This is a genomic window from Methylomonas sp. PHL2-19 (assembly GCF_059331595.1).
Genome location: NZ_CP196839.1, coordinates 59,975 through 73,282, shown reverse-complemented (window position 1 = coordinate 73,282; position 13,308 = coordinate 59,975). Strand labels below are relative to the sequence as shown.

Annotated in this window: 13 protein-coding genes; 4 read left to right on the top strand and 9 right to left on the bottom strand. The window is 52.1% G+C overall.

Going from position 1 to position 13,308, the window contains the following annotated elements:
* Positions 1-39 precede the first annotated feature (39 nt).
* Genes ACR02O_RS00360 through yacG form a run of 4 tightly spaced genes read left to right on the top strand, consistent with a single transcriptional unit; the run spans position 40 to position 2,494 of the window.
* Positions 40-906 carry a prepilin peptidase gene (locus ACR02O_RS00360; protein WP_458138426.1) on the top strand — a complete coding sequence of 289 codons (867 nt, stop codon included), beginning with the start codon at positions 40-42 and terminating at the stop codon, positions 904-906.
* Between the two features lie 3 nt (positions 907-909).
* Complete coding sequence (coaE, locus tag ACR02O_RS00355) at positions 910-1,521, top strand: dephospho-CoA kinase (protein WP_458138425.1); 612 nt, start codon at positions 910-912, stop codon at positions 1,519-1,521.
* Complete coding sequence (gene zapD / locus ACR02O_RS00350) at positions 1,518-2,291, top strand: cell division protein ZapD (RefSeq protein WP_458138424.1); 774 nt, start codon at positions 1,518-1,520, stop codon at positions 2,289-2,291. Before coaE ends, zapD begins: the two co-directional genes overlap by 4 nt.
* Positions 2,291-2,494, top strand: a complete 204-nt coding sequence (gene yacG / locus ACR02O_RS00345; RefSeq protein ID WP_033155846.1) for a DNA gyrase inhibitor YacG — start codon at positions 2,291-2,293, stop codon at positions 2,492-2,494. The genes zapD and yacG overlap by 1 nt, the downstream gene beginning before the upstream one ends.
* A 16-nt stretch (positions 2,495-2,510) precedes the next feature.
* Here yacG and ACR02O_RS00340 read toward each other — a convergent pair whose 3' ends face one another.
* The 9 genes from ACR02O_RS00340 to ACR02O_RS00300 all read right to left on the bottom strand — a co-directional run bounded on the left by ACR02O_RS00340 (position 2,511) and on the right by ACR02O_RS00300 (position 13,234).
* Complete coding sequence (locus ACR02O_RS00340) at positions 2,511-3,455, bottom strand: Nudix family hydrolase (RefSeq protein ID WP_458138423.1); 945 nt, start codon at positions 3,453-3,455, stop codon at positions 2,511-2,513.
* A gap of 12 nt (positions 3,456-3,467) precedes the next feature.
* Entirely contained in the window at positions 3,468-4,682 is a 1,215-nt protein-coding gene (argJ, locus tag ACR02O_RS00335; protein WP_494522544.1) for a bifunctional glutamate N-acetyltransferase/amino-acid acetyltransferase ArgJ, read from the bottom strand.
* A 679-nt stretch (positions 4,683-5,361) separates the two neighbouring features.
* The gene (locus ACR02O_RS00330) at positions 5,362-5,928 is read right to left on the bottom strand and encodes a hypothetical protein (protein WP_129871331.1); all 567 of its coding nucleotides are present in this window, start codon (positions 5,926-5,928) and stop codon (positions 5,362-5,364) included.
* 168 nt (positions 5,929-6,096) lie between these two features.
* The gene (locus ACR02O_RS00325) at positions 6,097-6,498 is read right to left on the bottom strand and encodes a hypothetical protein (RefSeq protein ID WP_494522543.1); all 402 of its coding nucleotides are present in this window, start codon (positions 6,496-6,498) and stop codon (positions 6,097-6,099) included.
* A 448-nt stretch (positions 6,499-6,946) separates the two neighbouring features.
* Positions 6,947-7,171 (bottom strand): sulfurtransferase TusA family protein, encoded by a 225-nt coding sequence (locus tag ACR02O_RS00320; protein WP_494522542.1) that lies wholly within the window; start codon positions 7,169-7,171, stop codon positions 6,947-6,949.
* Positions 7,168-8,211, bottom strand: a complete 1,044-nt coding sequence (locus tag ACR02O_RS00315) for a tRNA (5-methylaminomethyl-2-thiouridylate)-methyltransferase (RefSeq protein WP_494522541.1) — start codon at positions 8,209-8,211, stop codon at positions 7,168-7,170. Before ACR02O_RS00315 ends, ACR02O_RS00320 begins: the two co-directional genes overlap by 4 nt.
* 184 nt (positions 8,212-8,395) lie before the next feature.
* Positions 8,396-10,150 carry a methyl-accepting chemotaxis protein gene (locus ACR02O_RS00310; protein ID WP_415879772.1) on the bottom strand — a complete coding sequence of 585 codons (1,755 nt, stop codon included), beginning with the start codon at positions 10,148-10,150 and terminating at the stop codon, positions 8,396-8,398.
* Between the two features lie 118 nt (positions 10,151-10,268).
* Positions 10,269-12,815, bottom strand: a complete 2,547-nt coding sequence (locus ACR02O_RS00305) for a putative bifunctional diguanylate cyclase/phosphodiesterase (protein WP_494522540.1) — start codon at positions 12,813-12,815, stop codon at positions 10,269-10,271.
* A complete protein-coding gene (locus ACR02O_RS00300) occupies positions 12,812-13,234 on the bottom strand; it encodes a hypothetical protein (RefSeq protein ID WP_494522539.1) in 423 nt (140 codons plus the stop codon). The genes ACR02O_RS00305 and ACR02O_RS00300 overlap by 4 nt, the downstream gene beginning before the upstream one ends.
* Between the last annotated feature and the right edge of the window lie 74 nt (positions 13,235-13,308).

Below are 13,308 nucleotides of genomic sequence, written 5' to 3'. Positions count from 1 at the left end.
CGAGCGCCGGGGCCGAATTACGGATATTCTCTCTTCCTCATGGTTTTTGCCACTCTACAACAATATCCGCTGTTTCTGATCAGCGTCGTTTGCGTGCTGGGCCTTCTGGTCGGCAGCTTCCTAAACGTGGTTATCTACCGTTTGCCGGTGATGATGCAGACGGGTTGGCGGCGCGAATGCCGGGAATATTTGCAGCTCCCACAGGATGAAGCAAGCGAAGTGTTCAACCTGATGTTGCCGGCCTCGCATTGCCCGTCGTGCAAAACCGAAATCAAAGCCTATCAAAACATTCCGGTCATCAGTTACCTGTTGTTGGGCGGCAAATGCGCACATTGCGGGGTGAAAATCGCCATCCGTTACCCGCTTATCGAAGCGTTTACCGGTTTATGTTCTGCTGTGGTGGCTTGGCATTTCGGTTACGGTTGGGCTTTAGCGTTTGCATTACCTTTGACCTGGTGTTTGATCGCATTGAGTTTTATCGACATCGATCAGCAATTATTACCGGACTCGATCACGCTGCCGATGCTGTGGCTGGGCCTGTTGTTAAGCCTGTTTGATATATACACGAATAGCCACGACGCGATCATCGGCGCGGTGGCTGGCTATTTGAGCCTGTGGAGCGTTTATCAACTTTTTAAATTGCTGACCGGCAAGGAAGGGATGGGCTACGGCGATTTCAAACTGCTGGCACTATTCGGGGCCTGGCTGGGCTGGCAATATCTGCCGTTGATCATTCTTCTGTCATCTTTGGTGGGTGCGGTCATCGGTATCGCGATGATCGTATTCGGCAAACGCGATGCCGGCAAACCGATACCCTTCGGGCCTTATCTGGCCATGGCCGGCTGGTTGGCAATGTTGTTCGGACCGGAGCTGAATGCCTTATATCTGCATACTGCCGGTTTGTAGGCGATGCTGAAGATTGGTCTGACGGGCGGCATAGGCAGCGGTAAATCCACGGTTTGCCGGTTGTTTGCCGAATTTGGCGTTCCTATTGTTGATGCAGATCTGATTGCCCGACAGTTGGTCGAGCCGGGAGAAGCTGCTCTGTCGCTGATCGCCAGGTCTTTTGGGCAACAGATGCTTAACCAGGACGGTAGCTTGAATCGCGCCAGACTGCGCGATGCGGTATTCACTGATAGGGACAAAAAGCGTGAATTGGATGGCATCATGCATCCCTTGGTGTACGGGAAGATCGCGGAGGATGTCCGCGAGTTAACGGCCGACTATTGCATAATTGCCGTGCCACTGCTGCTGGAGTCGAAAAATCCTTATGTCGTGGATCGGGTTTTATTGATCGATTGCCCGGTGGATTTGCAAATAGCCCGGGTTACCGCGCGCGATAAACTTGCTCGCCAGCAAGTGCAAGCCATCATCGACAGCCAAATGTCGCGGCCAGAACGTTTAAGCAAAGCGGACGATGTCATCGAGAATATCGCCGGCCCGGAGCAACTTGCAGAACAGGTTAAAAGACTGCACAATTCCTACACTTTATTAGCCACCGTCAGGACACAATCGGCTTGAATACACAAACTATCTACGAATTCCCTCTCAATGAACGAATTCGGGTGTTTATGCGCTTGGAGCAACTCTTTCAACAGCTCAGTCACTTCATGTTGGGCGCTTCGGTCTTCGATAAACGCGCCGCCATTTCGGTTTTACTCGACATCTTGATGATCTTCAGCCGCAGCGACTTGAAATCCGAGTTGATCAAAGAGCTGGATAGGCACACCAAAGTATTGAATCAACTGGCGCATAGCTATGGCGTTGATGATGAGAAATTGCAGGAAATACTGCTCGAGCTGAATCAAGCCAGCCGTAATTTGTATAGCGCCAACGGCAAAATTGGCATCAGCGTGATGGAAAGCGATTTGTTTCAAAGTATCTCGCAGCGCAACTCCATCCCCGGCGGCAGCTGTTCCTTCGATTTGCCGGCTTTTCATTACTGGCTGGAGCAACACGAAGCCGAGCAGCAAAAAGACCTGGAACGCTGGACTCAACCGTTCGTGGATATTCGGGTAGCGATTGATTTGATCCTGGGTTTTATTCGGCAAAGCAGCGTGCCCACCCAGGAACTTGCCAAGGCCGGATTTTTCCAATTGGCGCTGGACAATAAAAACCATCCGGTGCAATTGCTTCGAGTTGGCTTAGCGGCTGACACCCCGTGTTTTGCCGAAATCAGCGGTGGCAAGCATCGGTTCAGCATCCGGTTTATGAATCCATCGGTTGACGAAAACCGGCCCAGCCAGACGTTGGACGATATTGAATTTTCTTTGACCCGCTGCATGTTCTGATGACCGCGAATACCCCGACTATGGTGGCATGTCCCACTTGTCGCAAGCCGGTAGCCTGGATAGCCGCCGAACCATTCAAGCCGTTCTGTTCCGAACGTTGCAAATTGATCGATTTGGGCGATTGGGCTACCGAAGCCCATAAAATCCCCGGTCCGCCACTGCTTGACGAAGACGGCGAAAATTCGGATTTCGAATCCTACTAAGCCGGGTTTTATCCTGCTAATCTGCCGCTAAAAAGGTGCTGATGCCGGCTATGCCCTGAGCGCCGGCGGCAAGGGCTCGGTTCAGGTGGTGCCTCCCCAAACCACCCAAGGCAAACACCGGTAAATTGATGTGCTCGAGCAATTCGGTGAAAGTCTGCCAGCCTAGCGGCGTGGCGTCCGGATGGGATGCGGTCGCTTGGATGGGCGCTAAAACCGCAAAGTCCAGGCCCAGCGCTGCCGCGTGTTGTAGTTCCTCAAGGTTATGACACGATGCCGCTACCCAGCGATAGCCGTTTGGCCGTTCATGACAAGCCAGCAAGGTGCGGCTGCTCAGGTGCAGGCCTTGCGCATTAACCGTATCGACAGGCAAATCGGCGTTGACCAGCAAGCTAACCTGTTGCTGCCGGCAAAGCTGAGAAACCTGCTCGAAGACAGTTTGCAAATCGGCAATAGGTAAAGACTTGACGCGAAATTGCAGCAGCTTGACACCGTTTGCCAAAATCCGCCGGCAATTGTCTAGCGCTTCCGTCGCGCTGCGGCCTTCCAGGATGGCGTAATAATGCGGAAGTTGCGCGGCGGCGATGATGGGGGTGTTGGCGGCCGGAAAGGTAAACTCCTTTAGTTGCTCGGCATCAATCCAGCGCATCGCCTGACCTTCGCAGCCTCTGGCTTGGCCGGCAAAGGCGCTGACATTCCAAACATCCAGCAACACATGCCTGTCGCCATAATCGTGGTTGATTTTGATCAGCGGTGTTGCGGTTTCTACCTGAATACCAACTTCTTCCGCCAGCTCACGGGCTAGTGCTTGCTGTACCGGTTCATCTGTTTCCAGTTTGCCGCCTGGAAATTCCCACAAGCCGCCTTGATGCGCGTGTTTGGCGCGTTGGGTAATCAAAATCCTGCCGTCGCCGTCGCGGATTACGCCGACCGCGACATGCAGACGCTGATTATTGCTTGACATACTTTTAGCCGCTTAGGTACGGTATTCGGCGTTGATTTTCACGTAATCGTAGGAAAAGTCGCAGGTCAACACTTCCTCGCTAGCTGTGCCTCGTCCCAGTCTGACGGTGACAACGATTTCCTCCTGATTCATCACGCGCTGACCATCCTGTTCGGTGTACGAGCGGGCTCGGCCGCCATTTTCGACGATGCACACCGTACCCAGATAAATTTCGATTTTATCCAGATCCATGTTTTCGACCCCGGCCCGGCCGACCGCCGCCAAAATCCGCCCCCAGTTCGGGTCGCTGGCGAAGAAGGCGGTTTTCACCAAAGGCGAATGAGCGATGGTTTTGGCGACTTGCACCGCCTCGGCACTGTCGCGGGCTTGCTCGACGACGATGCGCATCAGCTTCGTCGCACCTTCTCCGTCGCGAATAATCAATTCCGCCAGACGTTTACAAACCGTCATCACGGCCTCGGCGAAGGTCGCAAACTCCGCGCTGTCCGCCAGAATTTCCGGTGCCGAGCTACTGCCGCTGGCCAATAGTACGCACGCATCGTTAGTCGAGGTATCGCCGTCCACGGTAATGCGATTAAAGGATTTTTCCGCTGCCGCGGACAAGCATTGTTGCAACAGCGATTGCTCGATATTGGCATCGGTGGCGACAAAACCCAGCATGGTGGCCATATTGGGTTGAATCATGCCGGCGCCTTTGGAAATGCCGGTGATCGTCACCGGATGGCCGGCGATATTGATGATGACCGAGGCGCCCTTGGGGAAGGTATCGGTAGTCATGATCGCGCGGGCGGCTTGGTCCCAATGCGTCTCAGCCAAGTTTGCGACTGCGCTTGGCAATGCCGCCGTGAGTTTTTCCACCGGCAGCGGTTCGCCGATGACGCCAGTGGAGAAGGGCAAAACCTGTTGTGCCAAGGCCTCGACTTCGCCGGCCAGATTGGCGCAGCAGGCAAACGCATCTTGCAGACCTTGTTTACCGGTGCCGGCATTGGCGTTGCCGGAATTGACCAGCAGCCAGCGCGGGTTTTGTGATAAGTGGGCTTTTGCGATATGTACTGGCGCTGCGCAAAAGGCATTTTGGGTAAATACCGCCGCGCAACTGCCGCCGTCCGCCATTTCGATCACTAAAATATCGTCCCGGACGGTTTGCTTGATGCCGGCATTGCAGGTGCCGAGTTTGATGCCTTTGACGGCATGCATGGTGGGGAAGTCGATTTGTCCTACTGCCATTTTTGTAACCTGTTAATTTGTGTCGCTAATGCGACGGCTTGATTTAACGTCGGGTCTCGGCCCGACAGCCGAGGTACTTTTCTTTGCTTGTCCAAAGAAAAGTACCCAAAAGAAAAGACACCCGGATGCCGCTTTAATCCTCCGCTCCTCGCTTTTGAACGGGGTTGCCGAAAGGGGCTTCCTGCCCCTTCGGCAACGTGCGGCATCCATGCCGCACCCCTTCGGGCTGATCCGTCCAAAAGCTCCGGTGCTCGGCGCGGCATACGGGACAAAACCATCCCGTAATTTTGCAAGTAATTCACGCCCCAAAGCCTTTTATTTAACCCTCGTAGTGTGCATTAGCGATAGCGTAATGCACCGAATAATCGAAGGCCAACATGCGGCGCAATACGGCTTCGCCTATTGACGCCCTACTGATTGCGCCTTACCGCGTTCATCTCACCAAAAGCTGCGATGCTCGGCGCGGCATACGGGAGGAAAACCGTCCTGAACTTCAAGGAAATATCGGAAATATGTAGGGTATGCATTGCGCAACTACCAATATTTTACAGATTGTAGGTCAGGGTGCACGATAGCGTTCCCTGACACTTTGGTTTAAATTGTCACGTAACCGCTATCACCGCAACGTGACCTACCGGGCTTCGTCTGCATTGCTTGCCTAAACAGTAGGGTTGAAATTTTAGGGGCTATCTTTACTAAAACTAGATTTAATAGAATTAACTAACCGATTACGTACCTCGGAACAATAATTAGCCGTTTCAATACGCGGATCATCCCTTTGGCATGATTTAAAAAATTCTAAATCACCGGCTTTCAATTCTTCTTCCGCCTTGCCTATATCACCATTGGCTTGGTAATAAAAAGAGTTTATCCAGTGATCATCACCATCCCAATATTTCCAAACACAGGGCGAGAATGTTTTACATTGGACAGGCGTCGTTTTTGACAATAGATGTGCCTTTAATGCGTCGCTATACAGCCCAAGATCATAAAAAGCTGAAGCTTCTACTTCAAGAGAAGGCCCGTCAAGGAGCCCTTTACGCTTTAGTTTTTCCGCAATTTTAATTACCTTAATGGGTTGATTCTTTAAATGTAGTTTTACATGCTCTTTGACGCACCCATCTTGACTTAATTCATGTTGATTCATATGAATCAATGCTTCGAAATCTGGGCGTTTGCATGGATAAGCTGTTGAGCTAACTGTAAATAACACTGAAAGCGATACAACTAATTTCCGACTAAACATATATTTCTCTAACTTTTGTTCATCATAAGGTACTTGATACGTGCCCTACAGGACTTTAATTGTTACATAACCGCTATCGCGGCAACGTGACCTACCGGGCTTCGGGTGGCCGTGCGCAAGCGATGCGGAGTCTATTGCATCTGATCTCATGGCCTTGTTAGGCACTTTCTACTTGGAAAAGCCAAAATCGGCTTCACTCTGCGTGATGTAAGCGCAAAACCTTCCTGTTCCACGATTCTCTGCTTTGTTCAACGGAAAATCATAAAGATCGAGCAAGAGCTGTTCTACGTACTTGGCTTTTCTGTTGGCGATGTCAATAAATGTAAAATAGACGATATTTTCTTCGGTGAATCCCTTGCTGTTGGCGTGATCGAAGATTCGCTTTTTCACGAAACCTTTACCTACATAAATCGCCCTAGCATGAAATCGATCATGCTTAGGACAATAATCGTTTTTCTCCCAAAGCAAATAGACGCCATCATTTTCTGAAATCGGCCACGCCCCATTTTTTAGATCATGGAAACCACAGAACCAGCCTAAATTCGAATGCGCTAAATCTTTCGCTGACACTTCGATTTGAGTTTCCTCCGAGATTATCTCATCGAATTCGCGGCCTTCCGCGCTACAGCAACAATCGCATCCTGTGTAACAAGTCATATTGCGCCTAACAAGTATTTAAATGGTTTCTGTATATCGTCCAGTGTTCGCATATAAATCGTTCATTTCTGTCGCGACGGTTTTTCCTCCTGTATGCCGCGCCGAGCACCGGAGCTTTTGGCGGGAATAGCCCGTAGGGGTGCGGCATGGATTCCGCACATCGACAGAGGGGCAGGAAGCCCCTTCTGTCGATCCCCGTCGAAAGCTTCGGAGCGCAGGATTAAAGCGGCGTCCGGGTCGCCTTTTCTTTGGATACTTTCTTTTGGCGACGCAAAAGAAAGTATCTCGGCTGTCGGGCCGAGACCCGACGTTAAATCAACCCGTCGCGACAGCGACACAACCACTCGGAACGGCAAACAAATCAACCCACTTCCAAAACAATCACATACTCCCCACCATCAGCACGAGTCTCCAAAACCTTATGCCCATTAATCCGACACCAAGCCGGAATATCCTGCATCACCCCAGGATCTGTACATTCCACGGTCAACACATCGCCGACTTGCAAGGTTTTGACTTTGTCCTGAGTGCGGATCACCGGCAATGGACACAACAAACGGCGGGCGTTCAAAACATGGCCACTCATACGAACCACTCCTGTGGAATGTCGTCGGCAAGCAAAGGCTTCACAAACACATTGCGTTCTGCTCCGTCCCGCTCGCGGATGGTCACTTCCACTTGTTCGGCTTCGCGGCCTTGGCCGTAGCGCGCGGTAATCTGCGCGGCTTGCAGCAGATCGTCTTCGCTGGGTGTGCCGTCGATCAAGGCTAGCGGGCCGCGATGGCTGGCGCAGTTCATACTGATAAATTCTTTTTTATAACCGCTCATGAAGCGGGCTTCACCGTCTTCGCGCGCTATGATGACTTTGAAATGCGGTTTGGGGCGGATATGCCGGCCTACTTTCAGTAGCATCACATCGTCCAGATCGTAATCCCGCTCGCCGCGGGCTTTCCATAGATCAACCAGCTTTAATGAATAGGCTTCGTCGGTCAAGAAACAACAGCCGCCGGCGGGTTGGGCGTAGTCGGTAAAGCCGTATTCTTTCGCCAAGGTCATTTGCGGTTTGCGTGACCGGCCGCTGAAACCAAACATTTTCTCGCGACTGATCCAGCCTTCGCGTTCCGGCAAAGTGGCGGGTAGGTTTTGCGCGGACAAGGGTCTTACCAGTAAATCGTCGGCACCGGACTGGGCCGCGACGATGGGCATGGTCTGCTTGCGCTGCGACATGGGTCGTTGGCCGACCACTTCGCCGGTGATGATGAAATCGAAGCCGTTTTCCACCATCCACTGTTTGGCCTTGTTGACCATGAAAATCTTGCAATCCAGGCAAGGGTTTAGGTTGGCACCGTAACCGTGCTTGGGGTTTAGAAGGACGTTTTTGTATTCTTCGATGACATCGATGATATGCAGTTTGATACCCAATTGCTCGGCCACCCACAGCGAGTTGTTGCGTTTGACCTTGTCGGCGTCTTGCTTGCGTATCGCGTGCGTGTGGCCTTCCACGCAAAAGCCGGTGAAAAAATTGATGCCCTCGACGTGGATACCTTGCTCAAGGATGGCTTGGGTAGCCAGCATGGAGTCCAGGCCGCCGGAAATCAGCGCCACCGCTTTTCTTTGTTGACTCATAACTCAGATGTCTAGCAGGAAAAACGCCGCATTATACTGTGGATTTCAGCAATATGCGGCTGTCAGCAACGTGGGCAAACAATTAATTGGGCAACTTTCGGCGGGAAAATCCACCAAAAAATCAGGGGTTTGCCTTGGTGGGTCGGTGATTCGCCGGCCGCTGACGGCCGGCGAAGCGATGGCTTTAAATTCTAAAATGGCCAACCGTCTGGCGTAATTGATTTGCCAGCTCAAGCAACTCATGGCAGGCATCGGCGGTGTGTTTGGCGCCGCTGGAGGTTTCTTGGGACACATGGCTGATATTGCTGACATTACGGTTAATTTCTTCCGCGACCGCTGTCTGTTGCTCTGCGGCGGTGGCGATCTGATTATTCATGTCGTTGATGGTAAATATTCTCTCGCTGATGGTATTGATCGAATCACCTGCCGAAGCGGCTTGCTCAACACTGGAGGCGGCGCGTTTTCTGCCGTTTTCCATCACCGAAACCGCTTGTTTCGCCCGGCCTTGCAACCTTTCTATGGTTTGGCGGATTTCCAGCGTCGAGTTTTGCGTGCGGCTGGCCAAAGTTCTGACTTCATCCGCCACCACTGCAAAGCCGCGGCCTTGCTCGCCGGCGCGGGCGGCTTCAATCGCCGCATTCAACGCCAATAAATTGGTTTGCTCGGCGATGCCCTGAATCACGCTTAATACTTCGCCTATGCTGTTGCTGTCGGTTTCCAGATCGTGAATCACATTGGCGGCATTTTCCACTTCGGTGGCTAATTCGTTAATACCGCCAACTGCTTGCGTGACGATATTTTTGCCTGACGTCGCTTCCCGGTCCGCATTTTCGGCGGCTTCGGATGCTTTAACCGCGTTTTTGGCAACCTCTTGTACAGTCGATGTCATTTGTTTCATTGCATTGGCCACCAGCGTGGTTTCTTGCAATTGCCGCTCTACGCCTTGTTGGGTGGATTGGGTGATGGTTGCCAGTTTGTTGGCTGCCTGCGCCAGCCGGTCGCTGGTCACGCTGATTTCTTCAACGGTTTTGGCGATTTTCTTCACGAAGGCATTAAAACTGGAAGCCACCCAGGCAAACTCGGATTTACCCGACGCGCTGAGCCTGGCGCGCAAATCGCCGTCTCCGCTGCAAATGGCTTGCAGGTTCAGCGCCAATGCAGTCAGTGGGCCGATGATGATTTTACTCATCACCAGATAACCGGTGATACCGATGATTAAAAGCGTCAAACCCAAAAAGCCGACTGCGTAAAACACGGTTTGCTTCAACTCGCTAAAGGCGTTGCTGAAGGGAGTGATGATTTCGAATGCGCCGTGCAAGTCGCCGGTCCGGCGGTTTTCCATGGCATAACCGAGTAAATCCTGGCCCTTGCCGTTGCCCCATAAGGCTTGCGAGGTTTGCGGGTCGCCGTGACAAAGCTCGCACTGTTTGGTCATTTTCACCGGTCTGAAATAGCGAATTTCTTGTTTCTCTTCGTCGACCATGCTGTATTCGCTTAGCGCCGGGTCTTTTTTGAATTTGTCCAAAACCTGTTGTTCCAGTTGGTCCGGCATGTTTCTGGGCGGATTGCGCGGATTCAGTGCCGGCGCTTTAAAACGAAAACCGCCTTCCTTGGCTTTGGCTTCTATCACGTCCCAGGCATTGGCGGTGGGGACGGTCGCGATAATCAACGACCGGCGGCTGGCTTCATCCTTACCTTGCACCAACTGCCGGAGGTACTCCGGCGAGTAAAGGCCGCTTTCCCAATTTTTGGCTACATTGTCGCGAATCGATTCGGAAAGCAGCAACAATTGTCGGGACGATTCAATCTTGCGGTCTATCAGTTTTTGTTTTTCGATGTTGGCAAACATCAACAACAAGCCCAAGCTCAGGACGAAGAGTATGCCCGTGGTTATTGCTACCACTTTGACTCCCACCGAATGCCAGTTCATTAAGAACATAAGATTTCCCCCGTTAAATTTATTGTTATAAGAGTGAGTGAAACGGCAGATGGATGATCAAACATGCCATGTCGCCAGTTCGTGTAGAAAATCAATGAGGGCTTAAAATGACGGCCATTTAGCTGCCGTTGCGGATGTTTTCCGGTCGAATCGCCCGGTTCAAGCTGTGTATTACACGTTCGAATTCAGGTAAGGGCATGGGTTTGCCGAACAGGTAGCCTTGAAAGGCATCGCAGCCTATACGCTCCAGGCAGATGCGTTGATCCTGGGTTTCCACCCCTTCCGCAATCACATTCAGGCCAAGGTTGTGGCCCATGCCGATAATGGTTTGGGCAATGACCGCATCGTTAGGGTCAACGATAAGGTCACGCACAAAGCTTTGATCGATTTTGAGTTGGCTAAGCGGCAGCTTTTTCAGATAACTCAATGAGGAATAACCGGTGCCGAAGTCGTCCATCGAAAAACGTACGCCCAATGATTTCAGCGTTTGCATTTTTTCAATGGCGTCTTCGACATCGTGCAATACCATGCTTTCGGTCAATTCCAGTTTGAGTTTTGCCGAGTTGGCGCCCGAGTTGTTAAGAATTCGGCAGATCGATTCGACGAAATCGGCTTGACGGAACTGTCTGGCGCTTACATTGACGGCAAGCTGTAAATGCTGGGTGAGCGGATTCTGTTCCCAGGCCTTGAGTTGCTCGCAGGCGCATTGCAACACCCATTCGCCGATGGGCAGAATCAAGCCGGATTCTTCGGCTAGCGGGATAAACTCGGCCGGCGAAATCATGCCTTTTTGCGGATGTTTCCAGCGTAATAGCACTTCTGCGCCAAAAATCTGGGCGTTTTTATCGACCTGGGGTTGGTAATGCAGGCTTAGCTGGTCTTGGGCCTGGGCATGGCGTAAATCGAACTCCAGCAGTACGCGCGATTCCAATAAGGCCTGCATCTGTGGATCGAAGAAGCGCAGCGTGTTGCGGCCGGCATCCTTGGCCTGGTACAGCGCCGCGTCGGCGCGCCTCAGCGTGTCGTCGAACGAGTTATTGTGTTCGTCGAATATGGCAATGCCGATACTGATGGAGCCGAGATGTTCCTTACCGTTTAACAACATGCCGGTATTGATGGCGCACAATATTTTGTGTGCAACGTCTTCGGCATTCGCGGTTGCCTCGGCTTGCGCGCTGCCCAGATTTTCCAGCAGCACGATAAATTCGTCGCCGCCCAGCCGGGCAACGGTATCGCCTTGACGGACGCAGGACCTTAGGCGCGAGGCAATTTCTATTAGTAGCTGATCGCCGATTTGGTGGCCCTGGGTATCGTTAATCGTTTTGAAGTTATCGACATCGATCATCAACACCGCGCCATGTTTGCCCACGCAACGGCTGTTGTGTAAAGCCTGCTGTAGCCGGTCTTGCAACAGGCGGCGATTGGGCAGGTCGGTGAGTGGATCGTAATAAGCCAGGCGGTGAATGGCGGCTTGCGCTTCCTTGTGCTGGCTAATGTCGGTAAAGGCCGCCACGTAGTTGCAAGTGTGGCCGTCCGCGCCGGTTACTACACTGATTGTCAGCCACTTCGGGTAAACGTCGCCGTTTTTACGCCTGTCCCACACCTCGCCTTGCCAGAATTTTTCGCGCTTCAGAGCGGCCCACATTTCCTGATAAAACTCTTGGCCGTGGCGGCCGGATTTTAAAATCGAGGGTTTGTTGCCGATGACTTCGTCCGGCTGATAACCGGTCAGCCGGGTGAAGGCGTTGTTGACGCGCAGGATGATATTATTTTCATCGGTAATCATGATCCCTTCCTGGGACTCGATAGCGCGCTCGGCGATGCGCAATTGGCTCTCTGCCCAGCGGATGTTGCTGATGTCCCGGCTAATCACCACCATGCCTTTGCGTTGGCCGTTTTCTTGGTAAATCGGCGTTTTGCGTACCTCTATTTCGATCGAGCGGCCCTCGTCGTTGAGAATATGATCTTCAAACATGATCAAGTGTCCGGCCTTCCATACCGCTTCTTCATCCGAAAATAGTTTTATATGCTTGTCCAGTGCGTCCGGCTGTTGATCGGCCAGTTCCAGATAGGTCTTGCCCTGCCAATCCATACCGTCAAATCGGAATAACTGTTGCGCGTGCTCATTGGCGAATAACAAGCGGCCGTCGCCGTCTTTGAACAGAATAGCGTCGGGAATGGCTTCTATCAGGCTGATGAGTTGCTGGCTGAGGGCTTTTAGCTTGCTTTCGCTTTCCTGTAGATCCTGTTGCGCCTGCGTGCGCACGGCAATTTCGGCTGCCAGTTGCCGATTGCTCGGTAGTTTCAATGCATGCGGCACCAACTTGATCAGCAATATTGCCGCTGCCAGGGAGATGGTCGCCGTCAAGGCTTTTATGGCGGTATCCAACCAATACAAGGGTTGCCAGATCAGGAAGATGGACATCAAGTGCGATGCCCCGCAGGCCAGAATAAATGAGCTGAACATCAAATAGATGCCGCGAAATTTCAGGTCTCGGCGCTGTGATACGACATAAGCCAGAATGACGGCAATCGCGAAATAGGCCAGAGTGATTAAGGCATCGGAAATTACATACGACCACAGCAGGCCGGGCGTCCACTTTAGGCAAAACCCGTGCGGCATCAGTCCGCCCGCACTGAAAAAATCGAAGAATGGTGTTTTCACGCTAATTTTCCAGCACGGTTTGGTCCGGACGTAACCGTGGGCGGGTTTTGCGTATCGGGCAATCCTTGGCTAAACGCGGCTTTGTGCGCTCCAGGCAAATGGTGGGTGGAGCGAATGTAGGGGGTGTGTTTGCTGAAGTATTTATCGAATATGCCGGTATCGAAAATCTGATGTACGTCGCCGCCACAGCCTTGCAGATTCAGCTCGACGCCGGCCTGCATCCAATCGCAGATTAGCGAGATGGTGGCGATGCCGCACATATTGAATGTAGGGATATTCTCGAGTGTTATCCTGGCGCCGGCGCGCGTATTGACTTTGGTGTGAGCCTTGCACGACGCCAGTAATTCATGGCATTTTGCAAACTCCAACGTGTTACGGATAGTCACCTCAAACCATTCACCTGTTACCGATACTTGCATAGATGAACCCCGATGCATTCAAAATTCTGGATCCTGCATCATATTTAAATGTAGAGCGGCTGAATATCAGTCAA

Excerpts from the sequence above, each read along its gene's own strand:
- ACR02O_RS00360 (WP_458138426.1), top strand. The coding sequence starts at position 40 with ATGGTTTTTGCCACTCTACAACAATATCCGCTGTTTCTGATCAGCGTC.
- coaE (WP_458138425.1), top strand. The coding sequence starts at position 910 with ATGCTGAAGATTGGTCTGACGGGCGGCATAGGCAGCGGTAAATCCACG.
- yacG (WP_033155846.1), top strand. The coding sequence starts at position 2,291 with ATGACCGCGAATACCCCGACTATGGTGGCATGTCCCACTTGTCGCAAG.
- ACR02O_RS00340 (WP_458138423.1), bottom strand. The coding sequence starts at position 3,455 with ATGTCAAGCAATAATCAGCGTCTGCATGTCGCGGTCGGCGTAATCCGC.
- argJ (WP_494522544.1), bottom strand. The coding sequence starts at position 4,682 with ATGGCAGTAGGACAAATCGACTTCCCCACCATGCATGCCGTCAAAGGC.
- ACR02O_RS00330 (WP_129871331.1), bottom strand. The coding sequence starts at position 5,928 with ATGTTTAGTCGGAAATTAGTTGTATCGCTTTCAGTGTTATTTACAGTT.
- ACR02O_RS00320 (WP_494522542.1), bottom strand. The coding sequence starts at position 7,171 with ATGAGTGGCCATGTTTTGAACGCCCGCCGTTTGTTGTGTCCATTGCCG.
- ACR02O_RS00315 (WP_494522541.1), bottom strand. The coding sequence starts at position 8,211 with ATGAGTCAACAAAGAAAAGCGGTGGCGCTGATTTCCGGCGGCCTGGAC.
- ACR02O_RS00310 (WP_415879772.1), bottom strand. The coding sequence starts at position 10,150 with ATGTTCTTAATGAACTGGCATTCGGTGGGAGTCAAAGTGGTAGCAATA.
- ACR02O_RS00300 (WP_494522539.1), bottom strand. The coding sequence starts at position 13,234 with ATGCAAGTATCGGTAACAGGTGAATGGTTTGAGGTGACTATCCGTAAC.